The following is a 25565-nucleotide window of genomic DNA, read 5'->3' as shown; positions in this document are numbered from 1 at the left end:
ATTATTTACTTAATAACCTAGTTGAATTGGTGACCACAATAATACTACTGAGTGACATGCCAACCACGGCCATCCAGGGAGAGAGTAACCCTGACACCGCAAAGGGGAGAATAATAATATTGTAACCTACCGACCATGCGATGTTTTGCTGAATTTTGCGTTTTGCTTGTTGGGCCACTGAAAATAAGGTGGGGACAGACAGTAGACTGTCGCCTAGCAAAATAACATCGGCAGCCGTTTTCGCTACATCGGTGGCGTTTCCTACGGCAACTGCCACATCTGCGCTAGCAAGAACAGGGGCATCATTTATACCGTCGCCCATCATCATGACTTTGCGACCTTGCTTTTGCAAAGTGTGCACTTGAGAATACTTTTGCTCCGGCGACAAGCCACCTTTTGCTATATGAATAGGTAAACTGGCAGTAAGTGTATCAACGTTTTTCTGTGTATCGCCACTTAGTACTACGAGTTGATGTTCATCCAGTGCGGTGAGTGTGGCTAAAGCATCTTGACGCAAACTATCATTTACGCAGAACGCGGCCATTAATACGCCATCGGCACACAAAAACACGTTTGCCGGTATGTCTACTTTTGCGGTGGTTGATAAGTTACAAAATACGGCTGACCCCATGGTGAAAGCCACATTGTTAATCTCACCACTAATGCCGCCACCAGGTGTAACCGTAAATCCATTAATTTTATTAGGTGGGGTTTTGTTCTGTGACTTAACAGCTTCGTTATCGAAGGCACGAGCAATAGGGTGTTCAGAACGAGACTCTAACAAAGCGGTAAGCGCCATTACCTGCACCGGATCTACACCTTTAGCAAACCAGCGCTGTTGTAGCGAGAACTTACCTTCTGTCAACGTGCCGGTTTTATCAAGGGCGATGGTATCAATATCGGTAAGCTGTTCTAACGCATCAGCACGCTTCAATAAAATGCCCTGACGATTCAGCTTCGCCATAGCGCAGGTTAACGCCGAAGGTGTGGCTAAGCCTAGTGCACAGGGGCAGGTTGCCACTAATACAGAGATAGTGATCCAGAAAGCCTCTTCGCTGCCCACGTAAGACCAGTAAACGTAGGTTAATGCAGATATAAGTAACACAGAGAAAACAAAGTAGCGTGAAAAGTTATCGGCAATTTGAGCCGCTTTTGGCTTACTTGCCATCGCGCTGGCTTGTAAGCGTACGATTTGATTGACCAAGGCATGCTTTAAGCTCTGAGTCACTTTAACCGTTAATGTGCCATCTTGGTTTACCGTACCACCATACACTAAATGGCTGGCCGATTTACTAACCGGGTTAAACTCACCAGTCAGCATAGACTCATCAACTGCGGCAGTACCATCTAGCACAATACCGTCTACAGGAATGGTTTCACCGGGCTTCACTAGTACCACATCATCAGGCATTAATAGCTTCGCCAAACACTGAGCAATGCTGCCATCAGTTTCAATTTTTGCGGCCGAGACGGGAATATACTGCATCATGTTGGCAGAAATTTGTGCCGCACGGTGCCTACTTCTATGCTCTAAAAACCGGCTTAAAAGGAGTAAAAAGATAAACATACATATAGATTCAAAATACACTTCACCTTGCTCTAGCAAGGTTGAACGTAAACCTGCAAAGTAGGTACCAAATACCGCAAGGGTGACCGGCACATCCATATTTACGGTTCTTGCGCTTATGGCCTTTAAAGCGCCTAAATAGAACGCGCTACCTGAATAAAGGACAACGGGGGTGGTAAGGGTGAGTGCTACCCAATAGAAGTATTGACGGGTTTCTTGCTCAATGGCACCAAACCAGTCGAAGTAAAGCCCAGCCATTAGCATCATTACCTGCATGGTCATAATGCCGGCTAAACCTAACTTTTTGATAAACGATTTTTGTTCACGTTTATAGCTAGCTTCATGTTCATCGGGGTGGAACGGTGAGCCAACATACCCTATGCGTTTTAATGTGGTGAGTATTTCGCTAAGTTTAATAACACTGGGTTCCCAGGTTATTAATGCGCGGCGCTCTTGAACATTTACGGCTACTTGGGCAATGCCTGATACTTTTGAGAGTTGTTTTTCAATCAACCAACCACACGCGGCACAGGTAATGCCTTCAAGGGTTAGCTGTATTTGTTTGTGTTGGCCTTCATCAAAAACAAATTCTTCTTGAAGGGCGGGATCGTCATATACGTTGAGCGCAGACAATGCATCTAAAATACCATCGTCCGACTTTTGTGCTGGTTCGGTTCTAAACTGGTAATAGTCTTCAAGTCCATTATCAACAATGGCTTGGGCAACTGCTTGGCAACCTGGGCAGCAGAGCTGCCTAGTTTCACCTAATATAACGGCTTCATATTTATGTGTTGCATCGTTAGGTAACGCGCAATGAAAACAAAGATTCTCGCTCATTACGGGTTAAACTTGATGGCGCCAGAGTAGGGAAGTTGAAGCGTATTTTGTACTTTCCAACTATCATCAACAGGAGAAAGCGAAACTTGCCATTTACCCGTAAGGTCTTTTTCAACAAAGCCGCGGTAAATACCATTCGCATCGCGACTTAGTAATACACTCGCATCACGCTCTTCCATGGTGACATGGTAAAAGTTCAGTTTAAGGGCGTTTCCTTCTGCTGGAATACCCGAATGGAACTCTACCGAAATACTGCCATCGGTAATGGTTAAGTCTGTTGTAATGTTCTTGCGTTTCGCTATGGCTTCTTTATCGAGCCGTGCATTGATCGCTTTACCTTCTTTGTAGTAATCGTCTACCACTAAGCTATCTTCGGTTGAAATAGCCAGTTTCAATAACACGCCACCCATTACTAATGTAATTAAGGGAACGGCAATAAGGAACCAGGGCCAGAATTGTTTATACCAGGGTGTATTCATTAATTACATCAACTCGTTTACTACAGAAAAACTGGCGCGATAGGAAAGATATGGCATCCAGTTGAAGAGGGTTATTTTCTCATAAAAAAAGCCCCGTGATAACGAGGCTTTTTAGCATTATTGTTGGTTATACGAATTTAGTCGTTAGAAAGACTATAAACGTACGATGCAACAACGTGGATTTTGTCATCACCCAAGGTTTTCTTGAATGAAGGCATAACACCATTTCGTCCGTAGGTTAATGTTTCAGTAACCGCACGATGACTTCCGCCATATAACCAAATGTTGTCAGTCAGGTTAGGTGCACCAAGTGCTTGGTTACCTTTACCGTCCATACCATGACAGGCAGCACATGCAGCAAAGCGAACTTTACCTGCATCAGCAAGTTGCTGGTCAACATCACGCCCGCTTAGGCTTAATGCGTATTCAACCACTTCTTCAATGCCTTTCTCACCCATAACATCTATCCATGCAGGCATAGCGGCTTTACGGCCTAATGTTAGGGTTTCAACAATTTTTGCACCCGAACCACCATATAACCAATCGTTATCGGTAAGGTTAGGGAAGCCGCCATTTTGGCCGCGAGCATCAGAACCATGACACTGAGAACAGTTTTGCATAAACAAGCGCTGTCCTACTTTATTCGCTTCAGGGTCTTTCGCTAGTTCCTCAACAGGAATTTGCGCATACGCTTCAAAAATTGGGTCGAACTTTTCAGCCGCGTAATCCAATTCACGATCGTATTCTACAAACTTGCCTTGCTCTTTTGCATCGATGCGCGCTTGCGCCGATTCTTCAAGCGTCAATATACCTTGGTTCGAGCTCTTCCAGCCAAATAAGCCTTCGTAAGAACCCAATCCAGGATAAAGGGCAAGGTAGATAAAACCCCAAATGATTGTCATGTAGAACATGATTGTCCACCAACGAGGAAGGTTGTTGTTCAACTCCTCGATGCCATCAAATTCATGCCCCATTGATTCTCCCTCTGGCACGCCTGTTTGATTGGACAAACACCAGCGCAGAAGGAAATAGCAACCAATGATTAACCCTAGGGTTATCACTGAAATCCAAATTGTCCAAAACATACTCATAAGTTCGAGACTCCTGCTAATCTTCTTTTGATTTTTCTTTGTCTTCGTCTGCGAAAGGCAAATTCGCCGCTTCATCAAACTTTTGTTTGTTGCGGCTACTAAAAGCCCACCAAACTATGCCAATGAAACTAACAAAGACGATGACAGTAAAAATGCTACCTACTATTCCTTGATCCATATTATTTCAAATGTGTGCCAAGAGATTGTAGGTATGCAATAAGGGCTTCCATTTCTGATTTGCCCTGTACTGCCGCTTGTGCTCCCGCGACATCTTCATCGGTATACGGTACGCCAAAGCCTTGGAAAACTTCCATCTTCTTGGCGGTTAACTTACCGTCAAGTTTGTTTTCTGCAAGCCATGGGAAACCAGGCATGTTCGACTCAGGTACCACGTTACGCGGATTAAGCAGGTGAACACGATGCCATTCATCACTGTAACGCCCACCAACACGTGCTAGGTCAGGACCAGTACGCTTAGAACCCCAAAGGAAAGGGTGTTCCCATACTGACTCACCAGCAACACTGTAGTGACCGTAACGTTCTGTTTCGGCACGGAACGGACGAATCATCTGACTGTGACAACCAACACATCCTTCACGGATATAGATGTCACGGCCTTCTAACTCGAGTGCTGTATAAGGACGTAAGCCTGTTACCGGTTCCATTGTTTGCTGCTGAAACATCAGCGGCGTAATTTGAACCATGGCACCGAAGCTAATCGCAACAAGGATTAGCACGGTTAACAGGCCGACATTTTTTTCAATTAACTCATGTGGATTTTTCATTATGTCGTCTCCTTATTACGCTGGCTGAGTTGTAACATCAGCAGCGATACTACCTTTAGGGGCACGAACGGTTTTCCATGTGTTATAAGCCATGATAAGCATGCCAGTAACCACGAAACAACCACCAATGAAACGAACCACATAGAAAGGTTTAGACGCTTCAAGCGATTCTACAAAGCTATACGTTAATGTACCGTCAGCATTTACTGCACGCCACATTAGCCCTTGAAGAACACCTGACATCCACATTGCTACGATATAAAGCACTACACCAATTGTTGCTAACCAGAAGTGAACATTAACAAGACGTGTGCTGTACATCGATGGCTGACCAAACAGAATAGGTATTAAGTGGTAAATAGAACCAATTGATACCATGGCTACCCAACCTAATGCTCCTGAGTGTACATGGCCGATAGTCCAGTCTGTGTAGTGAGACAATGCGTTAACTGTTTTAATTGCCATCATTGGGCCTTCAAAGGTAGACATACCATAGAAAGACAATGAAACAATTAAGAAACGTAATACAGGGTCAGTACGCAATTTATGCCATGCACCAGATAGCGTCATTATACCGTTTATCATTCCGCCCCAAGAAGGAACAAATAGAATGATAGACATCACCATACCTAGCGACTGTGTCCAATCGGGTAGGGCAGTATAATGTAAGTGGTGAGGACCAGCCCAAATGTACAATGAAATCAATGCCCAAAAGTGAACAATAGATAATCTGTACGAGTAAACTGGGCGACCTGCTTGCTTAGGAACGAAGTAATACATCATGCCTAAGAAGCCAGCAGTTAGGAAGAAACCTACTGCGTTATGGCCGTACCACCACTGCATCATGGCGTCTACTGCGCCTGCATACAATGAGTAAGACTTAGTGAAAGACACCGGAATGGCCATGCTATTACCAATGTGCAATACAGCAACGGTAAGCATGAACGCCCCTAAGAACCAGTTCGCAACATAAATATGCGACACTTTTCGGATAACTAGGGTTCCGAAGAAGTTAATGATATAAGCGAGCCAGACCAGCGTAATCAAAATATCGATTGGCCATTCTAGTTCAGCGTATTCTTTCGAGCTGGTTAAACCTAAAGGTAGAGAAACTACCGCCAATACGATAACGGCTTGCCAGCCCCAAAACGTAAATGCAGCAAGTTTGTCACTGAACAGTCTAACCTGAGAGGTACGCTGAACGATGTAGTATGACGTCGCGAACAAAGCACAGCCGCCGAAGGCAAAAATAACGGCATTGGTATGCAAAGGACGCAGACGCGAGAATGTTAGCCATGGTGTGTCAAAGTTAAGCATAGGTGCAAATAATTGCGCGGCAATAAATACCCCTAGGCCCATACCAATGATACCCCAGACTATGGTCATAATGGTAAATTGCCTAACTACTTTATAATTGTAGTCAGGTTGTGCTTGGCTTATTTCACTCATTTTAATGAATCTTCCACTTCAAATGAACTATGGTCTCCAACAGCCGTTCAAGTACGGTCTAGACATGTGAAAGCAACGGAATAACGCTTCACACCGAGCTCGGAAAGAGTAATAATTATAGTCTCCAAGCCAGTTGGTACGCGGATGATAAGGTTTTTAATTACAAAAAGATACCATAAACTACCTGAGCTTGATCTCCATCAATGAAGAAATATACAAAATTTAAGAAATGCTAAATAACAGTAACAAAAAGAGATCATTTTATTCACAAAGATGGCTTACGCCGCTTTGTATTTTTCTCGTGGCAGTATGTGTATTTGCAGTGCATCAATACCAAATGTCCGCTACGCCTTCTTCGAGCTCCTTAAATGAAATAGGAGAGAGCTGTACATTTGTCAACGAGCACTGTGAATTTTTAATACACGGCAGACACGCCTATGCGGAATTTTCAGACAAAGTAGAACCTGAAACCTCTATTACCCTAGTTCTAGATTTGCCTGTCGGGACGAAGATAGAAAGTGCCTGGATTGAGGGCGTGAACATGTACATGGGAAAAGTGCCCGTATTGCTCGAAAATAAGAACAAAGGGAAATGGTCAGGCTGGTTTATGTTGGGAAGCTGTAACGAATCGACAATGAAATGGCAATTGCGGTTAAATATAGAAGGGCAGGCAGCACCAAGCTACCTGAACTTCGAAACGATAATGTAGTATTACTTACATTTGAGATTGCAAATAGTTAGACAAGCCAAGGCGTTTAACTAGGCCAAGTTGTTGCTCTAACCAATGCGCATGATCACGCTCGGTATCATCAAGTAGTACTACTAAGATATCACGTGTTACGTAGTCTTTTTCAGACTCACATAACGCGATGACTTCTTTCAGTTTTGCATCCACTTCATATTCAACACGAAGATCGCTTTCAAGCATTTCAGGTACATCTGAACCGACTTTAAAGCCAGTTCGTGTGACCATGTCAGGTACGCCTTCTAAAAACAGCATACGCTCGATAAGTTTAGTGGCGTGGCCACGCTCATCGTCAAATTCGTGGTCGATACGCTCATAAAGCTTGGTAAGACCCCAATCCAAATACATTTGTGAATGAATGAAGTATTGATCCATCGCGGCTAGTTCATAAGAAAGTAGCTCGTTTAGACCTTTAATGATGGTTTGATTACCTTTCATTAGTCATCTCCCATTACTTGCGCCTGAAGGTAGTTTTCAATACCCATAGCGCCAATTTGATATTCTTGAGTTTCAATCCAATCTAAATGATCTTCTTCATACTCTAAAATTGATTCGAGGATATCCCGTGTAACGTAATCCTGCTTTTCTTCGCACAGTGCGATCGCTTCACGTAATAGTGGCAACTGTTCTTTTTGGAATCTGGCATCGCAGCTCAGCATTTCCTCAGTATCTTCACCAATGTAAAGCTTGCCCAACGCTTGAAGGTTAGGTAACCCTTCTAAAAATAGAATGCGCTCAATCAACTCATCTGCTTGCTTCATGTCTTTAATCGACTTTTTGTAGTTCTTTTCATTGAGCTCTTGTAAGCCCCAATTTTTGAACATACGTGCATGCAGAAAGTACTGATTTATAGACGTTAACTCACTAGTGAGCACATCATTCAGCTTCGCGACGACTTGTTTGTCACCTTGCATAGTAAGAACCTTAATTATCAATATGACGCTAGTGTAGAGCGAAAACGCGAAAATGTCAAAAATTTACTTTAAAAACAATGATATACAAATAGAAATGGTTATCACTTCATCCTTTGTTTGCATTAAGAATAGCCAGCTATTCTTGTTGCGTATTTGCATAGGCTAAACTTTCTTCGGCAAAACCTAAACCCGCTTCGGTGAAAAAGTTAAATACTTTATCTACGCCTTGTTCTAATAAGTAATTCACTTCATCTTCATATCGCGCGATTGCCGCTACTTTACCGGTGTAACCCGCGTTTCTTAATTGGCGTGTAATATTGATCGCATCTTGTATAGAGGGCAGTGCTAACAGAATTAAATGAACGTTTTTAATTTCCAGATTGTCCCATAAATCAACATCTTCACCATCACCACAAATAACGTTTAATCCTTCACTGGCAAGTTGTTTTACTTTTACTCTATCGGCGTCCATACCCCATACGCTGACATCAGCAAGTTTAGATAGCGCATTAAACGCACCTTGCCCAACACGCCCCATTCCAAGCACCAAGAATTCTGCTTTGTGCAAAGTAGGGTAAATGTCTTCTTTAAGACGACGGTTCTTTTCGTAACGTTTAATAGTGTCTTTATATTTGTGATATTGAGAATGCGAGGTGCGGTACAACACACTGGTAATAACGAAAGAAACAGACAATGAAAGCGCAATGACGACCAACCAGCTTTCAGCCAATAATCCCAGCGACACGGCAAGCGCGCCAACAATAAGACCAAATTCACTGAAATTAGACAGTACTAGGCTGCTTAAATAAGACGTTCTGCCTCGTAATCGTAGCGATGTAAATAAGCCAAAAAATAGTGCAGCCTTTATAGGGATGAATAAACAGAACACCAATGCAATAATAATCATATTAAAATCAGGCAGCGCGGTTAGCCCGATGGTAAGGAAAAAGCCAATCAAGAATAAGTCTTTGAAACTGAGTAACGACTTAGCAAGCTCACTGGCTTTTTCATGTTGCGCTAACATAATGCCAAATATCAGTGCGCCCAAGTCACCTTTAATATTCACTAGCTCGAATAAGTGATAACCACCTAACGCAAGAATAAATCCAGTAAGGGGCAGTAACTCTCCGTGACCTGACTTATTGATAACACGGTTAATAAGCGGCATAGCGGGAATAAGAGCCAGTAGCCCAAGTGCCCATACCGAGGGCAGTTTGCCTGTGGCAGCCACTAAAAATATAACAGCGAACACGTCTTGCATAACCAAAATGCCAATGGCAAGGCGACCATGACGGGTTTTACTTTCACCGCTTTCTTCTAGCACCTTAATAACACAAACCGTACTGCTGAAGCTTAACGCAAAGGCAATCAGCGTAGCGCTTTGCCACGTTAATCCTTCTATATATTGGCTGGCAACGGCAGCAATGCCATACACACCACAAGTAACAATTCCCACCCAAATAAGGGTGTGCGAAATACTACCGGCCCACACTTCACGTTTACTTAAGTCGCGAACGTTCAATTTTAAACCAATGGTGAACAACATGATGGTAATGCCCAAGTTGGCTATCTTGGTAAGATCATCGGTGAGTGTGTAGCCTGAGAAATTTAGCAAGAAGCCCGCGACCAAGTAACCTACTAACGGGGGGATCCCAATAAGTTTAACCGTTAAACCGCAGACAAATGCGAACAGAAGAAATGCATACTCCATGAATTACCTTTCACCATTTCGATTAGTTAGTACAAATAGGAATGTCTGTAGTCCGTTTTAGCCATGACATTCTTACCTTACATTTTTACCCAATATTCTTATATTAGTTAGCGCGGCGAACATCGAAAGTGCTCAACACGCTGATGTATATAGAAGTGTTTAGATTAGCATGTAATGGAACATGAGCGAATGGTAAAAGATAGATACCATTATGTTGCGTTTATATCGCTGTAGGTTTTATTAATTAAAGATATAGTAATAAGTAATTATACCGCTTAATAAAACCCAAAATTGTGTTGGAACAGTAATAACTGATAATCACACATGGAGTAGCTATGCGAAATCAAATCTTAGGAACCTTAACGGCATTATTTATTTTTAACCTACTGATAGGTTTTTATTGGCATCCAGCGTGGTGGTTTCTATTATTAACCGTGTTGTTACTCGTCTTAGCAATCTTCGATACAGTCCAGAATAAACATGCGATTCTAAAAAACTTCCCGTTAATTGGCAGAACTCGCTGGACCATTGAATCACTGCGGCCCTTCATACAGCAATATGTTTTAGAATCGGATACTGGCGGCGCGCCTATTTCTCGTATGTTTCGCTCTATTGTGTACCAACGAGCGAAAGACAGCAGAGAAACTATTCCTTTTGGCACCCAATTAAATACTTATGACGATGGTTATGAATGGATAGGGCACTCATTATCGGCCCGAGACATTGATGAAATGGATCATGACCCTAGGGTTACTGTTGGTGGAAAACACTGTAAACAGCCATATGACGCCAGCATTCTTAATATTAGTGCAATGAGTTTCGGAAGCCTGTCTAAGAATGCTATTTTGGCGCTGAACAAAGGCGCGAAGAAAGGTAATTTTTTCCATAATACCGGAGAAGGGGGCTTAACCCCTTACCACGAAGAAAACGGTGGCGATATTGTTTGGCAAATTGGTACTGGCTATTTTGGGTGCCGAACCAAAGACGGGAAGTTTGATGCCGATCTGTTTAAAGAAAAAGCCTGTTTGCCGCAAGTTAAAATGATTGAAATAAAATTAAGCCAAGGCGCAAAACCAGGCCATGGCGGTATATTACCCGCTTATAAAAATACACCTGAAATAGCGAAAATTAGGGGCGTAGAGCCAGGTACTCAGGTAGATTCACCACCACGCCATAGCGCCTTTTCTACGCCGTTAGAGATGATTGATTATATACAACAGCTTCGCGATCTAAGTGGCGGTAAGCCCATTGGCATTAAACTAGCGTTAGGCCGTAAAAGTGAATTTATCGCCATGTGTAAAGCCATGGTAGAAACCGGTATTACACCCGACTTTATCACCGTTGATGGAGGCGAGGGCGGCACAGGCGCTGCACCACTTGAATATTCAAACTCAATTGGTTTTCCACTGAGAGAAGCACTGGCTTTTGTAGACGATTGTTTGATTGGTTACGACTTAAGAAAGCAAATTAAAATCATTGCCTCTGGTAAAATTATCACCGCGTTTCAATTAGTAAAAAACTTGAGCTTAGGTGCAGATATTTGTAATAGCGCAAGAGGTATGATGCTAGCGCTTGGCTGTGTGCAGTCGCTTTCGTGTAACACTAATAAGTGCCCAACCGGCGTGGCAACGCAAGACCCAAAACTGGCTAAAGGGCTAGATGTAACAGATAAATCTGAGCGAGTGTATCGCTTTCACAAAAAGACGCTGCATGCGTTAATGGATATGCTGTCTTCAACTGGCCATGTGAGTACAACGGAATTGAACCGCACCCATATATTTAGGCGTGTCGATCAAGCAAGTATCGCTCGGTACGATGAAATCTTTCCGTTAGTGAAAACCGGAACACTGTTAGGTGATGATATTCCTGAGCGATTTAAGCTGCATGTCAAAGAAGCTAATTCTGATAGCTTTATGCCATGCAGCTTGTTGGCTGAAATTGAAGAAGAAACGAAATCAGTATCTTAATTTTCACCCTGACTATCTTGTTCTGGCATGCGTAATTGGTACAACCGATACTCAGACGTTCTATAGGGAACAACTTTATATTTAGGTTGTAAATAAGCAACTAAATCAATAAGTTCTTGAACGGTAAGTACATTGTTCATGTTGCGCATGCGAGACTCTCCATCTACGGAAGTCATGCTAACAGGCTGTCGGCGTGTTAGCTTGTGGGAGGGATTTATCACACTGGTAACCAGTTCACCGTACGTGGTGATCCTACCGCTGCTTCCTCCTAAAGGTATAGGTTTTGGAACAAGATAAGCATGGTCATCTGGCATGGTTATGCCATCTATTTGATGACAGTCTGTACATTGGTACTTTTGAAATGCCACTTTTCCTGCATCGGCGTTCCCTTCTGGTAAGCTAAACCCCCGCGGTGAGTCAGGCCCTAAATCGCACCCAGTTAACAACAGCGCAACAAAAGGGATTACAGTAGTAAATTTTGCCATGTTCACGACTCCAACTTTATTATTCTCAATTTTAATTATGGTGCAAATCTAAAAAGGAGAATTGATTTCAATCAAAGAAAAGTGAGCAGAAGTTAACTATATTGTAATTATCCACTGCCGATAATGGAACCAATGATGAACGTTTATAATACTGTTTTAGTCCCTATTGATGTGTTTTCAGACTATACCCAGATTCTATCGAGAGCATTACAAGTCGCTCCCGATACAGACAACATACACTTACTTTATGTGGCGTTTCCACAAACCAATGTTGAACCATATGGGCTGTTTTTGGAGCGAGATTATTCGCAAGACGTAAAAGAACAGGCAATGAAAAAGCTAAGTGAAATCGCAGCGGGCAACAATATTCCAACTGGTAACGTTAATGTCGAAATTGGTTCTCCAGCTGATGAAATACATTACGTAGCAGAAAAATTAAACGCAGACCTTATTGTTATTGGTACGCATGGACAAAGTGGACTTCGTCTTTTGCTAGGTTCAACGGCAAATGCCGTACTACACGGTGTGAAAAGAGATGTACTGGCAGTGAAAATATAAAAAATTGTTATGGCAGAAATAGAACTATAACCATAAAGGACACATAACCTTTCTGTGTTTTAAATAAAATTTATCTTGTTATAAAACCGCTTAGGTTTTCATGCTAAGCGGTATATAGTTGAGCCCAATGCAAAAAAACTACAAAGTTTCTGGACTCTTTTTACCATCGTAACACTGTTCAATTAACTCCACTACAGAGCTACTTAGGTTCTTAAGGTGTGAGGCATCAACGCGACTTTCACCACCATGATTTAAATCTGAAATAGTAAATACAACATCTTCACCACTAGAATTGACATGAACTAGCACAGAGTCTTCCTCATCAACGAACGGAACTTTAATATAAAGTGGCTCATTATTGTCAGCGAAGTAATCGATGGCTTGGTCAATTGATGTAAAAGCGGGCTTTTTTTCAGGATGAAGTGACCACGTTTTAGATGGAATAACTAACTCAGCGATTGTTTTACCGTGCGATGCATCTATACCATTAGACATAACATTTCCTTTTTTAGTATCTACATGTAACTGATACGAAGCCATCCTTGAATTAGGTTCAATATTGTTATTAAAGGCAGTCAATAAGATAGAAACAACACAAAAGAGTAGGGGATACATACGATAAAAAGTTACGCGTAACTATTTTAGGCATACAAGTCGTTCTAAATCAGGGGGATAGAGTTTTACAAAGTTGGGAGTTATTAACGATGTAATGTATCGGATAGCAATTAGAATGAGAAAAAATACGATTTGGAAATACCACTTTTAGAAGAAAGCGGACATTAACGCTTAAATTTTTCAGATAATTTAGCCATTCCACCGCGTTTAACGTTAGCTTGTTGAGTATAGTGACCAGGCATCTCGGGTGATTGCCAGCCTCCAGCCAACTGAAGTTCTGGTAAAGTAGCACCGTTTTCAGCTAGCGAAACTGCGCCACCAACTCTACCGCTATGTGGAGTGATGTTATCTTTTATGCCTGCACGGTCGGCTACCCGTTTCCATATTCGATAAACACTAGAATAATCGAGAATTGATTGCAACGACGAATCAGCCGATTGTTCATCGTAGGGCAATAACGCATGACCTCGGTTTGAAACACGGCGAAAAAGAATGCCTTTATTTATACGACGAGGATCATCAATAAGCCTTTCATTTTGTGTTTTAGCATCAAAATTAGCCTCCGAAATATATTCATCGACCATGTTGATGGTACTAGTAGATATGTATCGGTGAGAACCTTTACCGCTCTGATCAGACTTCGATGTAACAACCAACAATGCATTATTTCGTCGACTGATATGTTCAGCACATACGCGTACCAACTCATCGGCTCGCAATAGTGCGTCAAACATCAAATTCATGATGGTTAAGTCGCGCATCTCAAGAAGCGTGTCAGGAATAATCTTATTATTTATCTCATCCAATAAATCAATGGTAAGTGGTACTGCTTGATTATGACTGAGTTGAAACTTACGATTTTCGATTAGAGATAACCGAACGAAGTCTCGTAAATAAACTGACTGTATGATCGGGTTGGGCAGTTTGGCAATGCCTAAGAATTTACTCAGGGCAGAGAGGCGTCGCTTAATAGTTCTATAGGCTAGGGGAGACCTGCACAGTTCTTCCACATAGCATTTGATTGCGAATTCATTGTGAGAAAAATCATCATTGAAGCTTTCAATAGCTTCAGACTGGCAGAAGATAGCGAAGTCGTTAAAGTCACTAATGTAAGCGCGCTGAGTATTACGCGGTAGCTTCGTGAAAATGTCACGAAAATACGCATCAACATATTCAGCTCGTTCGGTACTAGCACTGTCACGATCGACGATTGATAGTTGTGTATTTGAACCAGGATTGAATATAGACGACATCTAACTAACTCATTGTTATTATGATTAATTAAGGCAGTAAATTCACGCATGATAATTACAGTTATCATGCGTGAATTTAACCAAATGGCCTTGTATTAGCTCAATTCTACACATAAATACTGTCTTTATATACAGTTCCAACGGTTATATTGACCTTTACACCATCTAATCGGCTATTTATTGAACGCGCGCTACGTAAAATTTAACGGTATATACCTCTATTACGCGCTTAGATTTCACGTAGAAGCGCATTTTAATTAGCTAGTTTTTCGATTTATTTTATCTAAACTACGTCCGAGTAATTAATATTCTAAACACTGGGTTACGTGTTTATTCAAATAGCACCATTAAATAAAGTCCAACACAAAACACTCAAATGGTTTGTATCCTAATTTAAAAGATAAAGATTTCTCTTGTTAAAACTTTATCGAAGATTTAATTGCATGCTGTCTAAGTCAAAAAACTTAATTATAAAAAAAGGCTAGGCGTCTATCTTTTATAAAGAATACTCAATAGGCAATTGGCTAATTAAGTTATCTGCCTCACAAATTTAAATATTGTATTGCTCAGGATATTTATTCATAAAATCAGTTTAAAGTTACAAAAACGTACTAAGAGAAAGACTCATACAATGTTCTTTTATAATCAACTAACAAGCTTGCGTAAACTCAATTCGCGCCTTAATTAAAATCTTATTGAAACCTATAAATTAAACGCAATCGAAATATCTAAATTGATAGCGATGTTAACCAACTCATATATTTAACGTTGAGCCTTTAAACCATGTAAAACTTCTAATTGTTACCTTTAAAATTATAGTATTCATTGCACACCTAGTTAATGTAAACAAAGCGATAAATATATCTAACCGTAGGAAAAGGGAATAGCCCCAAAGCAGGCCACCACGAGATACAGAACTCGGAACACATCGACTTACAAACACACCAAGCTAGATAGCTATATCAATATCCTATTTAACATAATATACATTATGCGCAATTAAGTATGCGAGGGTTTGGAGAGGTTGAAGCCAGCCTTCTCGGTTGGTTTGTCGTGCGTGATGGCTTACACACTTTTTTGCGTCTGCAATTATTGCGTGGTTCTAAGATGTGTTTTTATGACGTGCGTGAGATTAAAATCTGAGATGTTTTGCGTGGTGTATGTCGAACTTTTCGCGTACACGCTCTATGTGAAAGCTACTATGTTATGGATATTTCGTTATGAATTTCTAGATTGAACAATTGAAAGACTGTAATTTTCAATAGATAACAAACTAAGGAAGGATTTTATAAATTAAGGGTTTTATAACAATATATGTTCAGTAAATTACTTTACGTTAAGATCTTCATAGTATTAATTTTTTAAGGCGGCATTTTCTATTTCTAATACAATTAAACGCTCTAGCATTCTTAACAGCTGTTTGCGGTTTTCCTTTTGAATTTTTGCCAGGCTTTTATTTAGTAAAATAATGTCATCTTCTGATAAGGACACTTCGACACTTTCGATAATATTCGCGTTGTGCACAAACTGTTTGTAATGACTTACGCTATTTTCTATTGCGGTATCTATTAAATGTTGCTGGCAGCCAACTAGCTTGCTAGTAATATAACGAGTAATAACTTTTCTTACTTCCGTCAAACATGTCGGAAAAGCTATAACGTTTTCTATATGTTGGTTTTTACCTTCGTCTGCTGTGCTCATTAAACGCTACCTCAATCTGTTTATTACAGTGCGCGTATTTAAATGTATATTACTCGGAATTAAATATTACATTACTAGATGCTTAAATTAGTATCTCTATGGATTAGAGTTTTTGTGGTTTAATTTATTCACTATTGCGTTTAACGTTTCTTTATCGCCCTCATAGGTAAATGCATTAATACTGCGCTCATAAGCTGTTTTGGCGTGTTCAGCTGCTGCTTTAGATACTTTATCGCCGCTTGTTTTAGCAATGGCGTCTAAGGTTTTTTGCATCCTTATAGACACTTCAATCATAGATGCGCCGTCGCGAGCTACCCCAGTAAAAGCATCATCAAACATATCTGCAGTGCTGATATCAGGAACGGTGACGTTGTTGTATTTGATATCTTCAGCTTCATTTTTATCTTCTTTTTGCGCCCACTGAATGAACAGTCGTGAATAACTGCCAAGAATACTAATGGCCGTACCCGGGTCGTTAACCGAAGGCGAAAGTGCACGGGATGCTATTTCTGATAAGACCACTAAGCCATATCTTGGGTCGGCTTCAAAAGAACGTTCGCTTCCAATTTGAAATGCTGAAAGCAATGCTGACTTATCGTTTTTCTCATTACTTTTGCCACTGCTTTTATTTTTGCTGTTATCCTCGGAATGTTTCGGCTTAACACTTTCTATATAGCACAGCGGCCTGTCGGGTGTACAAAATTGTCCAGGTAACATAGCGATGTGTACTTGAGCATCTTGTTCTTCAGCCCAGGCTTGTACTTTTGCCATATCAACCATTTGAACATAACCAATGCTATCGGTTGTTAGGGTTTGGTATTTTGAGGTATCACCGCCCTGCTCTTCCACATTTTTTGGCTGCTGCTTACCGCCGAGCCTTGGCGTAGACAACCGATGATTAATGGCTCGCATTGCGGCATCTTCAACCTTTTGTACTGTGGAACCCACACGTCCTAGTCTGGCTACACTGTCTACCCACCGAATAAACGTTAAAATAACGAGGGCAAAGACTAAACAAGTGAGACAAAAAAGTAGAAATATTCCAGCGTCTTCGAAGAAGTTGTTACTTGAGGCCGTAATGGCGACTACGCTAAAGATAAACGCGCCGACAAATGTAGACAGTGCATTTTGTGAGGCATCATCAGAGATGATTAAACTTACCGAACGTGGCGTGGATGACCTACTGGCAGACGCATAAGCACTTACCATAGTACCGGCTGAAAATGTCGCTATGACTAGCATGCTCGAAGCCATAATAGACAACAGAGTTTCGACCGATGCTTGCTCAACTTTAGGTAGGTGCTGCGCAAGCGCGGTTCCGTCTGCTAGCTTTGCAGCAAAAACGGCGGCTATAGACAATAAGCATAAAGAAAGTGGCTTTACCCACAGCTTTTCTTTGAAGCTAAAAAGCAAAAACCGCAATCTATCTACTGTGATAGGCGCATCCATGAATTTGTATCCTTTTTATTATGATTATAGTTAAAGGTTTTACTTCATACGTCTATTACCTGAACAACGTTTAGAACAATAAACCACATTCTCCCAATTCTTCTCCCATTTCTTGCGCCATGTAAAGGGCCGATTACATACTGGGCATGTTTTGCTTGGCAGATCACACTTCTTCATTATCAGATAACTTCGTTAAAAAAATGGTCGCACTGTCTTTCATGGCATTAATATTTTCATCTTTCATTCGCGCATAAGTTTTATACATCATCGCCATTCTAGGGTTACCACTTAATTTCTCTTTCTGCTCATCTATGAAATGCCAATATAAGTAATTGAAAGGACAAGCTTTCGGACCAGTTTTTTTACTGACTTGGTATCCGCAGTTTTTGCAGTAGTTCGACATTTTATTAATGTAACTTCCACTAGCGACATAAGGCTTGCTCGCGAGCTGGCCGCCATCACTGTATAAAATCATGCCAGCTACGTTGGGCAGTTCTACCCATTCATACGCATCCGCATACACTAATAAATACCACTGCTGAACTTCATGGGGTGATAAGCCGGTTAAAAGGCAAAAGTTACCGATTACCATTAATCGCTGAATGTGATGAGCATACGCGTTAGCCTGTGTTTCCTTTATGCATTGGCGCATGCAGTTCATATTCGTTTGCCCATCCCAAAAGAAATCAGGAAGTGAACGATCATTATTGAAATAGTTATCGCTCTTAAGGCCTGGCATAAAGTGCCAATAGAACCCCCTCACAAATTCTCGCCACCCCAGTATTTGGCGTATAAAACCTTCAACAGAGTTAAGTGGTGCCGTGCCGGCATAATAAGCTGATTCCGCAGCACTAATGGCTTCTTTCGGGCTTAACAAGCCACAGTTTAAATAAAAGGCGATATGAGAATGATACAACCACGGTTTACCTTCAACCATGGCATCTTGGTATTGGCCAAAATGGGGTAAGCGTTCTTCAATAAAATCGCTTAATACTGTTAAGGCATCGTTACGGGTAACGGCAAAATGAAATGGGCTAATGTCACCAAAATGGTCACCGAACTCGTTTTCAACTAAATCAATAACGTCTTGGGTAATCGCATCAATTTCGAATTGCGTGTGGGTCGGCACATTTGTACCTGCCGGCATGGGCTCTCGGTTTTGAGAGTCGTAATTCCATTTCCCACCAATAGGGTTTTTATCTTCCATTAAGATGCCATGCTTTCTTCGCATCTCTCGATAGAAAAACTCCATACGCAATTGCTTTCTGTCATGCGCCCAATCACTAAATTCTTGAGGGCTAGCGAGAAAACGGGAGTCATTAATAATATTAACCGGTACACCTAAGGTGTGTTCCCATTGCTGCATGCTTTTTAGCAAACGGTATTCGCCCGGCGAAGTGACTTTAACATTATCAAACTTGCCGTGTGCTAGCGCGTGCTTTACCTGACCTAGCAAACTACCTTGGTTTGTTTCATCGTTATATTCAATATAACTAACGTTAAAATTGTCTTCCCTTAATGCTTTTGCGAAGTGCCGCATTGCACTAAAAAGAAAAACAATTTTCTTTTTATGATGCTTAACGTAGGTAGCTTCTTCCCGCACTTCGGCCATCAGTATGGTGTCTTTCGTTTTTGTCGCGTTTTCTAGTACAGGCAAATTGTAAGTAAGTTGGTCACCTAAAATAAGTATTAAAGAAGCCATGGGTACCCTACTCTTTCAAAGCTTGAAATGCGTCAAGGGCACGCTGCCTCGATGCTTTTAAATCTACAATGGGTTTAGGATAATTATCACCTAAATGGACACCAGCATCTTTAGCAATAACCGGTGGTGCATCCCAAGGTTTGTGTATGTAGTTATCGGGAAGGTCGGCAAGTTCAGGGCAGTACTTTCTTACATATTTGCCTTGTTTGTCGAATTTTTCACCCTGTAATAATGGGTTAAAGACTCTAAAGTACGGAGCAGCATCGGCACCAGTACCGGCAACCCACTGCCAACTAGCTGTATTACTAGCTAGGTCGGCGTCTACTAGGCAATCCCAAAACCAGCGCTCGCCTTCGTGCCAGCTAATAAGCAGGTTTTTGACTAAGAACGATCCTACAATCATACGAACGCGATTGTGCATATACCCCGTCTGCCATAACTCACGCATACCCGCATCCACAATGGGAATTCCGGTTTGCCCTTTTTGCCATGCCGTTAGAGATTTAGCATCTTGTCGCCAATTGAACTTATCAAATTTATCATTGAAGTTTTTGTTCGGTATAGTTGGGAAATGGAACAATAAATAGTAACTGAACTCGCGCCAACCTAGCTCACTCAAATATGTGTCTATGCTTTTATCTTCAGTAGTTTCAAACCGGTCTTTAATGGCGTACCACACTTGATTAGGCGATACCTCACCAAAATGAAGATGGGGGGAGAGATGGGAAGTACCATTCATTGATGGTATATCACGTGCATCTTTATACTTGCGAGCAGAGTGCTCAATAAAATTCTGTAAATTGTCGGCCGCGCCGTCTTCTCCTGGTTTCCAGTGATTCTTAAAGTCACTATCCCAATTAAGTGATGGAAGTAAACCAAGTGCCTTTATGCCGCAAGGGATATTAGGCTCACTGAGTTTACTATCATCCACATCGGCGTATGTGATGCGAGCCGGAGGCGCCTGCGGATACCGAGGAGGCTCAACGTTCAAACACCCTTTTCGATAATACGGGGTGAAAACTCGATATGGCGTGCCATCTTTTTTTAGCACCTTCATCGGTTCCCACAACAAACTACCGTTACTACTATGTGCCTCAAAGTCGTTGTCTAAAAGCTGCTTTTTAATCGCTTTATCTCGATTAATTTGCCAAGGCTCATAACAACGGTTCCAATAAATCCCTTTCGCATCGAAGGCTTCCATCAATGCAGGAATAAGCGTTTTAGGATCGCCTTTGAACACCTGCAAATGGCCATTTAGCCTTTCATTAAGTGAATTTAATGAATGATGTAACCACCAATTACTGGCGCCGCCTAATGCTCTCCCATTGGGTGCATTATCATCGTAAATGTAGATGGGGATTATCTTTCCCTCATCGCAGGCTGCATTTAACGCGGGGTTGTCTTTTACTCTAAGGTCCTGTCTGAACCACATTATCGACACTGGCACTGTCACTGTTAACCCTTTTATTGAACAATATATAAACACTTACGCATACGTATGATACGATAATCGCAGAAGGCAGGATCCGTCTACCCCGAAAAATTGTATAAGGGAGGGAACCTTATGATACTGGATAATCATGTAATGCGTGATGCAACAAAACCTACTCGAGGCTTGTTTTGGTTTCGCCACGACTTGCGTTTTCACGACCAAGTGGCGCTATCATCGCTTTGTCAGCAGGTAGACGAATTAACCCTACTATATATAATTGATGACAACTGGTTTGTACCAAACTCTTACGGCATTCAACCCGTTGGGGAGCATCGTTTTAAGTTTCTTATTGATACATTAGAAGCATTAAACGAAAAAGCGAGCACTTTGGGTCACTCTATTTTGACCTTAAAGGGCCAAACACCTGAACTACTCGTGTCTTTGCTTTCATCTAATGCCTATACGCACTTTGGTATTACTGACCATGGCGGCTATAACGAGCGCAGAGAAGTCGAAGCTGTTTCTCGTTTTTTCCCCAATATAGAAATAGTTACGGGCGAATCTAGCTCACTGTTTAATCAAGAAGACCTTCCTTTTAATCTTGAAGTCATGCCAGATGTCTTTACCCCTTTTAAGCGTAAAATAGAATCGGCAATAAAGCCTTGCGTCCCTGTAGCGACCTTAACTGCATTGCCTAGCCCTTTCACACCTGATATAGACACAAAAAACCAATATACGCTCAACCGTTGCCTTCCCCGTAATCAAGCAGAAGGGGCATTCGTTGGAGGCGAAGAGGCCGCACTGTCTCACTTAAACAGTTATTTGTTCGAATGGAAAGTGGCAGCTAGTTATAAAGAAACACGAAACGCCTTAGATAGTTGGCGAGACAGCACTAAACTATCCCCTTGGTTAGCCACAGGTGCGCTGTCGGCACGATATGTCATTCAAGAAGTGAAGAAGTACGAGCAAAACGTCGTGAAAAATGATTCAACCTATTGGATTTATTTTGAGTTGCTTTGGCGTGAGTATTTTTATTGGCTTCAACAAAAGTTTGGGCCTAAATGGTTTCAATTCGATGGTATAAAATCAAAAATGCCAAACACCAGCCACGACCCTCAAGTCTTTGTCAGTTGGTGTAATGGGCAAACGGGATATCCCATTGTGGATGCGTGTATGCGTCAGCTTGCTGTTACGGGTTATATGTCTAATCGAGGTCGGCAGTTGGTGGCAAGTTGCTTTGTGAATGAACTCAGGCAAGATTGGCGCTACGGCGCGGCTTGGTTCGAAAGCCAATTGCTGGATTATGATGTGGCTAGCAATTGGGGAAATTGGCTTTACTTGGCAGGCGTAGGTACAGACCCTCGTGAGAATCGGCAATTTAATTTGCAAAGACAAACCGAAATCTACGACCCCAATGGTGAGTTCTGTGCAAAGTGGCTAGGCTAACGCCATTACTTGTCACAATAACATGCATAATAAGTCAGCTTTTTTAGGTTATGCGTATCCTGTGAGCAGTAAATACTGCCGCTGCGATTACGTGTAACCTTGTTGAAGATAGTAAAAATGGGTTATCGGTTGTTTTTACGTAACCATTCATTAAGCAATTTTATTTGTCCGCATTTGTAAGCCGCATACATCAAACGTACTGAGTTAGACACAGCTTCACTATCACTCCACCCTGTTTTCTCTCGAATTTCATCGTAGCAAAGCTTGGCTTCCGGAGAAACATAGCCTCTTACAAGCTTTTTCCCTGCATCTCGTTGACGTTCTCGAAAGCGGCGTTGCTTATCTGCATTCGCTTTTGCCTTCTCTTTTATTGTGCTGTTTTTCGTATTTTCTGTCATAGTAATCACTAGCTCGTTAGTAGTTCGAGTTTAACACGCGTTTTTATTAAGAAAAATGACTGTTCGGAGTTGTTTAGCGTACAAGTGTTCGCTAAATTAGCACCGCGAATTTAAAAAACAACGAGTTGGGAATGTCAGACAGAAAAAATAGTTTTAACAAAGAAGATTTATTAGCATGCAGCCGCGGTGAAATGTTCGGTCCTGGTAACAGCCAACTACCCGCCCCTAATATGTTGATGATGGATCGTGTCGTTTCTATAACTGAAGATGGCGGTGAACATGGCAAAGGTGAAATAATTGCTGAGTTAGACATTACGCCTGACCTTTGGTTTTTCGATTGTCACTTCCCAGGTGACCCTGTAATGCCTGGTTGCTTGGGCTTAGATGCCATGTGGCAGTTGGTCGGGTTTTTCTTAGGCTGGTGTGATGGGCCAGGTAAAGGCCGAGCGCTTGGTGTGGGCGAAGTTAAATTCACAGGGCAAATACTGCCTACCGCCAAAAAGGTGACTTATAAAATTACCATGAAGCGTGTTATCAAGCGTAAGCTTTTCATGGGAATGGCAGATGGTTCTGTTGAAGTAGATGGCAGAGAAATTTATGTCGCTAAAGATCTTAAAGTAGGTTTGTTCCAAGACACGTCTAACTTCTAAGAAAACCGACACACATCAAAAACGATAAAAGCCCCATAAAAGGGGCTTTTTCATTGCTTAATCACTTTGTAAGAGAGAAGACGTTATTTGACACTAAGACCTACGTGCCTGTCTTCTACCGCCTCGCGCCAGCCTCCTAACCATTCAGACCGAGCGTCATTCTGTTGAAAAGGACAAATATCCTTTGAACGACCGCTAATACCAGCTTGATACCCTTTTGAATGGGCGCGTGTCAGTTTATCTCTTTTTTGTCTTTTCATTGATTAGCCTCTTTAACTTTGTAGGATGTGCTACAAATTCTCTCTCGGGCCCAATACATCTTTTTAAATTGATAGTGGCGGAAAAGTCATTGTGCACACTACTGTGATAGTGCAATGTGCCAAATGGTTCAACATAATTATTGTAAAGAGTGCATTGACATTTGGTAATGTTATGAAATATCAATGAATTTTATATTACACTTTTTAGGCATATATATTTCAGTTTTTACATCCTTTAGCAATAAAAAAGGCCGCTAGAAAGTAGCGGCCTTTGAAATATAACTAGAAATAAAGTGAATTGATTATTTCTTCAATTTGCGGCGGAAAATGGCGAATAAACTTAGTGTAAGTAGGCCAAAGAAGCTCGTAGAAGCTCCGCTACGCTCGAAGTTATCATTAACTTCCTCACCGTCATCATCAATACTACAATCGTCGATAGCGCCACCTGTAGGAGATAACTTTACAGAAATAATAGCGTCAATCTCTACGGTTTCGCCTTCTGAGCTGATTATATCAGCCCCAGTAACATATTTACTGGTGGAACGAACACGAGCATTAGCAATAATTTCATCGTTGTCGTTAATGTCGATAGCTTCTAGCAAGGTGTATTCACTGTCGCACGGCGTTAAATCGTTCAAATCTAGAAACTCTTCAGTTTCAATATTGAACATGAAAGCATGAGTTTCACGAACACTATCAGATGTCGCATCAAAGTCTGATTTACCTACAATAATATTATTATTATTGATGGCATTTACTTGTACGCCGGCCGTTGCAAAGAAACCGTCTGGGTATAATTGCTCTGTGGTATCTAAGTTGTAAGCAAATAAACGTGAACGCGCAATATCACTCGATTCACGTAACACTGCACCCGCTACCCAGTTGTTATCATTAATCGCCATTGCTTGGCTGAGCAAGTTTTCTTCTCTTGGCAGTAACTCTTGTGTTTCACCGTCTCTAAATACAGTGGCAACGCGCTCGCTTTCATTCAAACCTGAAGAATTAGGACGTGTAATAGTAACAGCATCACCTGTTAACGCTTCACCCACTGCAATACCTTGTTCATTAATATCATAGGCATAAGAAAAGTAATGTGAGGTGTCATCTTCTTCAGGCGTGAAAAGCAATGGGAATGTATCAGTGCTTATTACATCACCGTTAACATCTAACTGCCAAATAGTGGCATTAACTTCTGACGAAAGTACGAAAGCAGGTAGATAGTTGGTAGAGTTTGTCACGAAATAGCTAGAAATACGGGGTACGTTGAAATCACCGCCGTAAATGCTGTAGAAACAACGTCCTTCCGGAATATCACCACGTATTTCGTCGTCTTCACAACTTTCTATGGCTTCATCAACCGTATCTAAAAAGCTAACGGTACTGAAACCAGCCACTTGCAGATTTTGATTAACAGCGCGAGCTGAAGAGAAGCCACCTAGGGTATCGTCAACCGCTGGAATAATTTTAGTTCCACTTGTGGTTTGCACAAACGCTTGTTGCGGTAGTTCTGAGTAGGTGTAATTGATGGTGTCGCCATCTTCGTTTTCGTATTCGTCCAGAACAACAACGCCTGGAGAATCACCTACAATAAAGTTACCGCTTACGCTGTCTCTGCCGCCAGCTTCTACAGATTGGGTGTAATCATCGAATTTATCAGTAACTTCATCTAAGCCAGGCACCAAGTCTATATCAGTAGTATCAGTTGAATAGGTTCTGAAGCTCGCGAGCTTTTGACCTATAGAACTATCTTGGTTTGTAAGAAGAAAGTTGACGACTAAAGTGTAATCAGCATCAGTAAATACACCTTGTAGCGCATCATCTTCATTTTCAAGAGACCCTGAAAACGTAGTAAAGAAACTGGTATCTTCTTCTAGCTGATCCAAATCAACAGGTGGGTTAAATTCTAGCTGCACCATTGATAGCATTTTGCCGGTATTATCAATTGAACGAGCGAAGGTATTTTGACCAACATCCTGCAAAGGAAGTGGTGTCACGGTGTAGGTTTCGGCCACTGCCGAAACACTACCTGTTGCCAACAGAACGGCGACGGCAAGCTGAGTTCGTTTCATCT

The 25565-nt window shown here is 41.6% G+C and carries 25 protein-coding genes; 5 read left to right on the top strand and 20 right to left on the bottom strand.

Annotation, left to right across the window (positions count from 1 at the left end):
* Position 1: 1 nt before the first annotated feature.
* The 6 genes from R1T43_RS10950 to ccoN form a co-directional block, all read right to left on the bottom strand.
* Positions 2 to 2404: a heavy metal translocating P-type ATPase gene (locus R1T43_RS10950; protein ID WP_317348814.1), complete on the bottom strand. Its 2403-nt coding sequence runs from the start codon at positions 2402 to 2404 to the stop codon at positions 2 to 4.
* The gene (locus R1T43_RS10945; RefSeq protein ID WP_317348812.1) at positions 2404 to 2883 is read right to left on the bottom strand and encodes a FixH family protein; all 480 of its coding nucleotides are present in this window, start codon (positions 2881 to 2883) and stop codon (positions 2404 to 2406) included. Before R1T43_RS10945 ends, R1T43_RS10950 begins: the two co-directional genes overlap by 1 nt.
* Positions 2884 to 3020: 137 nt before the next feature.
* Positions 3021 to 3974, bottom strand: coding sequence for a cytochrome-c oxidase, cbb3-type subunit III (gene ccoP, locus R1T43_RS10940; protein ID WP_317348809.1), 954 nt, complete (start codon positions 3972 to 3974; stop codon positions 3021 to 3023).
* A 16-nt stretch (positions 3975 to 3990) separates the two neighbouring features.
* On the bottom strand, positions 3991 to 4152 hold the full coding sequence (locus R1T43_RS10935; protein ID WP_013784114.1) for a cbb3-type cytochrome oxidase subunit 3: 162 nt from the start codon (positions 4150 to 4152) through the stop codon (positions 3991 to 3993).
* Position 4153: 1 nt separating this feature from the next.
* Positions 4154 to 4759 (bottom strand): cytochrome-c oxidase, cbb3-type subunit II, encoded by a 606-nt coding sequence (ccoO, locus tag R1T43_RS10930; protein ID WP_013784113.1) that lies wholly within the window; start codon positions 4757 to 4759, stop codon positions 4154 to 4156.
* A gap of 15 nt (positions 4760 to 4774) precedes the next feature.
* Complete coding sequence (gene ccoN / locus R1T43_RS10925; RefSeq protein WP_159530344.1) at positions 4775 to 6208, bottom strand: cytochrome-c oxidase, cbb3-type subunit I; 1434 nt, start codon at positions 6206 to 6208, stop codon at positions 4775 to 4777.
* A gap of 541 nt (positions 6209 to 6749) precedes the next feature.
* On the opposite strand from ccoN, the gene R1T43_RS10920 reads away from it, so the two are divergent.
* Positions 6750 to 6917 carry a hypothetical protein gene (locus tag R1T43_RS10920; protein WP_317348805.1) on the top strand — a complete coding sequence of 56 codons (168 nt, stop codon included), beginning with the start codon at positions 6750 to 6752 and terminating at the stop codon, positions 6915 to 6917.
* Positions 6918 to 6923: 6 nt separating this feature from the next.
* Here R1T43_RS10920 and bfr (R1T43_RS10915) read toward each other — a convergent pair whose 3' ends face one another.
* The 3 genes from bfr (R1T43_RS10915) to R1T43_RS10905 all read right to left on the bottom strand — a co-directional run bounded on the left by bfr (R1T43_RS10915) (position 6924) and on the right by R1T43_RS10905 (position 9578).
* Positions 6924 to 7391, bottom strand: a complete 468-nt coding sequence (gene bfr, locus R1T43_RS10915) for a bacterioferritin (protein ID WP_057791833.1) — start codon at positions 7389 to 7391, stop codon at positions 6924 to 6926.
* A complete protein-coding gene (bfr, locus tag R1T43_RS10910) occupies positions 7391 to 7867 on the bottom strand; it encodes a bacterioferritin (RefSeq protein WP_057791831.1) in 477 nt (158 codons plus the stop codon). Before bfr (R1T43_RS10910) ends, bfr (R1T43_RS10915) begins: the two co-directional genes overlap by 1 nt.
* Before the next feature lie 136 nt (positions 7868 to 8003).
* Positions 8004 to 9578, bottom strand: a complete 1575-nt coding sequence (locus R1T43_RS10905; RefSeq protein ID WP_062086274.1) for a cation:proton antiporter family protein — start codon at positions 9576 to 9578, stop codon at positions 8004 to 8006.
* Between the two features lie 335 nt (positions 9579 to 9913).
* Between R1T43_RS10905 and R1T43_RS10900 the strand changes: the two genes are divergently transcribed.
* A complete protein-coding gene (locus tag R1T43_RS10900; RefSeq protein ID WP_211071868.1) occupies positions 9914 to 11545 on the top strand; it encodes an FMN-binding glutamate synthase family protein in 1632 nt (543 codons plus the stop codon).
* On the opposite strand, the gene R1T43_RS10895 is transcribed toward R1T43_RS10900, so the two are convergent.
* A complete protein-coding gene (locus tag R1T43_RS10895) occupies positions 11542 to 12030 on the bottom strand; it encodes a c-type cytochrome (RefSeq protein WP_317348801.1) in 489 nt (162 codons plus the stop codon). The two genes, R1T43_RS10900 and R1T43_RS10895, sit on opposite strands and share 4 nt — an antisense overlap.
* A gap of 132 nt (positions 12031 to 12162) precedes the next feature.
* On the opposite strand from R1T43_RS10895, the gene R1T43_RS10890 reads away from it, so the two are divergent.
* The gene (locus R1T43_RS10890) at positions 12163 to 12588 is read left to right on the top strand and encodes a universal stress protein (RefSeq protein WP_317348798.1); all 426 of its coding nucleotides are present in this window, start codon (positions 12163 to 12165) and stop codon (positions 12586 to 12588) included.
* Between the two features lie 138 nt (positions 12589 to 12726).
* On the opposite strand, the gene R1T43_RS10885 is transcribed toward R1T43_RS10890, so the two are convergent.
* The 7 genes from R1T43_RS10885 to R1T43_RS10855 all read right to left on the bottom strand — a co-directional run bounded on the left by R1T43_RS10885 (position 12727) and on the right by R1T43_RS10855 (position 20761).
* Entirely contained in the window at positions 12727 to 13083 is a 357-nt protein-coding gene (locus tag R1T43_RS10885; RefSeq protein ID WP_317348795.1) for a hypothetical protein, read from the bottom strand.
* Between the two features lie 284 nt (positions 13084 to 13367).
* The gene (locus tag R1T43_RS10880) at positions 13368 to 14456 is read right to left on the bottom strand and encodes a tyrosine-type recombinase/integrase (RefSeq protein ID WP_317348794.1); all 1089 of its coding nucleotides are present in this window, start codon (positions 14454 to 14456) and stop codon (positions 13368 to 13370) included.
* Positions 14457 to 15809: 1353 nt separating this feature from the next.
* Positions 15810 to 16157, bottom strand: a complete 348-nt coding sequence (locus tag R1T43_RS10875; protein WP_211071874.1) for a hypothetical protein — start codon at positions 16155 to 16157, stop codon at positions 15810 to 15812.
* A gap of 96 nt (positions 16158 to 16253) precedes the next feature.
* Positions 16254 to 17606: a DUF2254 domain-containing protein gene (locus R1T43_RS10870; protein WP_317348793.1), complete on the bottom strand. Its 1353-nt coding sequence runs from the start codon at positions 17604 to 17606 to the stop codon at positions 16254 to 16256.
* A 39-nt stretch (positions 17607 to 17645) separates the two neighbouring features.
* Positions 17646 to 17783, bottom strand: coding sequence for a DUF2256 domain-containing protein (locus R1T43_RS10865; protein WP_211071876.1), 138 nt, complete (start codon positions 17781 to 17783; stop codon positions 17646 to 17648).
* Positions 17770 to 19308, bottom strand: coding sequence for a cryptochrome/photolyase family protein (locus tag R1T43_RS10860; RefSeq protein ID WP_317348791.1), 1539 nt, complete (start codon positions 19306 to 19308; stop codon positions 17770 to 17772). The genes R1T43_RS10865 and R1T43_RS10860 overlap by 14 nt, the downstream gene beginning before the upstream one ends.
* A 7-nt stretch (positions 19309 to 19315) precedes the next feature.
* Positions 19316 to 20761: a deoxyribodipyrimidine photo-lyase gene (locus R1T43_RS10855; RefSeq protein ID WP_317348789.1), complete on the bottom strand. Its 1446-nt coding sequence runs from the start codon at positions 20759 to 20761 to the stop codon at positions 19316 to 19318.
* A gap of 111 nt (positions 20762 to 20872) precedes the next feature.
* On the opposite strand from R1T43_RS10855, the gene R1T43_RS10850 reads away from it, so the two are divergent.
* Positions 20873 to 22186 carry a DASH family cryptochrome gene (locus tag R1T43_RS10850; protein WP_317348787.1) on the top strand — a complete coding sequence of 438 codons (1314 nt, stop codon included), beginning with the start codon at positions 20873 to 20875 and terminating at the stop codon, positions 22184 to 22186.
* Between the two features lie 122 nt (positions 22187 to 22308).
* Here the strand turns inward: R1T43_RS10850 and R1T43_RS10845 are convergent, their stop codons facing one another.
* Positions 22309 to 22584, bottom strand: coding sequence for a hypothetical protein (locus tag R1T43_RS10845; RefSeq protein ID WP_013784088.1), 276 nt, complete (start codon positions 22582 to 22584; stop codon positions 22309 to 22311).
* Positions 22585 to 22715: 131 nt separating this feature from the next.
* Between R1T43_RS10845 and fabA the strand changes: the two genes are divergently transcribed.
* Positions 22716 to 23234: a bifunctional 3-hydroxydecanoyl-ACP dehydratase/trans-2-decenoyl-ACP isomerase gene (fabA, locus tag R1T43_RS10840; RefSeq protein WP_057791803.1), complete on the top strand. Its 519-nt coding sequence runs from the start codon at positions 22716 to 22718 to the stop codon at positions 23232 to 23234.
* Between the two features lie 83 nt (positions 23235 to 23317).
* Here the strand turns inward: fabA and rmf are convergent, their stop codons facing one another.
* Positions 23318 to 23494, bottom strand: a complete 177-nt coding sequence (gene rmf, locus R1T43_RS10835; protein ID WP_013784086.1) for a ribosome modulation factor — start codon at positions 23492 to 23494, stop codon at positions 23318 to 23320.
* 302 nt (positions 23495 to 23796) lie between these two features.
* Positions 23797 to 25563, bottom strand: a complete 1767-nt coding sequence (locus R1T43_RS10830) for a DUF3466 family protein (protein ID WP_317348782.1) — start codon at positions 25561 to 25563, stop codon at positions 23797 to 23799.
* Between the last annotated feature and the right edge of the window lie 2 nt (positions 25564 to 25565).

The organism is Alteromonas sp. CI.11.F.A3, assembly GCF_032925565.1.
Lineage (GTDB): Bacteria > Pseudomonadota > Gammaproteobacteria > Enterobacterales > Alteromonadaceae > Alteromonas.
The sequence above is the reverse complement of the archived record's forward strand: the minus strand, read 5'-3'. Positions and strand labels throughout refer to the sequence as shown.

Coding starts and splice junctions, on each gene's coding strand:
- R1T43_RS10950 (WP_317348814.1), bottom strand. CDS start 2,404: ATGAGCGAGAATCTTTGTTTTCATTGCGCGTTACCTAACGATGCAACA.
- R1T43_RS10945 (WP_317348812.1), bottom strand. CDS start 2,883: ATGAATACACCCTGGTATAAACAATTCTGGCCCTGGTTCCTTATTGCC.
- ccoP (WP_317348809.1), bottom strand. CDS start 3,974: ATGAGTATGTTTTGGACAATTTGGATTTCAGTGATAACCCTAGGGTTA.
- R1T43_RS10935 (WP_013784114.1), bottom strand. CDS start 4,152: ATGGATCAAGGAATAGTAGGTAGCATTTTTACTGTCATCGTCTTTGTT.
- ccoO (WP_013784113.1), bottom strand. CDS start 4,759: ATGAAAAATCCACATGAGTTAATTGAAAAAAATGTCGGCCTGTTAACC.
- ccoN (WP_159530344.1), bottom strand. CDS start 6,208: ATGAGTGAAATAAGCCAAGCACAACCTGACTACAATTATAAAGTAGTT.
- R1T43_RS10920 (WP_317348805.1), top strand. CDS start 6,750: ATGTACATGGGAAAAGTGCCCGTATTGCTCGAAAATAAGAACAAAGGG.
- bfr (WP_057791833.1), bottom strand. CDS start 7,391: ATGAAAGGTAATCAAACCATCATTAAAGGTCTAAACGAGCTACTTTCT.
- bfr (WP_057791831.1), bottom strand. CDS start 7,867: ATGCAAGGTGACAAACAAGTCGTCGCGAAGCTGAATGATGTGCTCACT.
- R1T43_RS10905 (WP_062086274.1), bottom strand. CDS start 9,578: ATGGAGTATGCATTTCTTCTGTTCGCATTTGTCTGCGGTTTAACGGTT.
- R1T43_RS10900 (WP_211071868.1), top strand. CDS start 9,914: ATGCGAAATCAAATCTTAGGAACCTTAACGGCATTATTTATTTTTAAC.
- R1T43_RS10895 (WP_317348801.1), bottom strand. CDS start 12,030: ATGGCAAAATTTACTACTGTAATCCCTTTTGTTGCGCTGTTGTTAACT.
- R1T43_RS10890 (WP_317348798.1), top strand. CDS start 12,163: ATGATGAACGTTTATAATACTGTTTTAGTCCCTATTGATGTGTTTTCA.
- R1T43_RS10885 (WP_317348795.1), bottom strand. CDS start 13,083: ATGTCTAATGGTATAGATGCATCGCACGGTAAAACAATCGCTGAGTTA.
- R1T43_RS10880 (WP_317348794.1), bottom strand. CDS start 14,456: ATGTCGTCTATATTCAATCCTGGTTCAAATACACAACTATCAATCGTC.
- R1T43_RS10875 (WP_211071874.1), bottom strand. CDS start 16,157: ATGAGCACAGCAGACGAAGGTAAAAACCAACATATAGAAAACGTTATA.
- R1T43_RS10870 (WP_317348793.1), bottom strand. CDS start 17,606: ATGGATGCGCCTATCACAGTAGATAGATTGCGGTTTTTGCTTTTTAGC.
- R1T43_RS10865 (WP_211071876.1), bottom strand. CDS start 17,783: ATGAAGAAGTGTGATCTGCCAAGCAAAACATGCCCAGTATGTAATCGG.
- R1T43_RS10860 (WP_317348791.1), bottom strand. CDS start 19,308: ATGGCTTCTTTAATACTTATTTTAGGTGACCAACTTACTTACAATTTG.
- R1T43_RS10850 (WP_317348787.1), top strand. CDS start 20,873: ATGATACTGGATAATCATGTAATGCGTGATGCAACAAAACCTACTCGA.
- R1T43_RS10845 (WP_013784088.1), bottom strand. CDS start 22,584: ATGACAGAAAATACGAAAAACAGCACAATAAAAGAGAAGGCAAAAGCG.
- fabA (WP_057791803.1), top strand. CDS start 22,716: ATGTCAGACAGAAAAAATAGTTTTAACAAAGAAGATTTATTAGCATGC.
- rmf (WP_013784086.1), bottom strand. CDS start 23,494: ATGAAAAGACAAAAAAGAGATAAACTGACACGCGCCCATTCAAAAGGG.
- R1T43_RS10830 (WP_317348782.1), bottom strand. CDS start 25,563: ATGAAACGAACTCAGCTTGCCGTCGCCGTTCTGTTGGCAACAGGTAGT.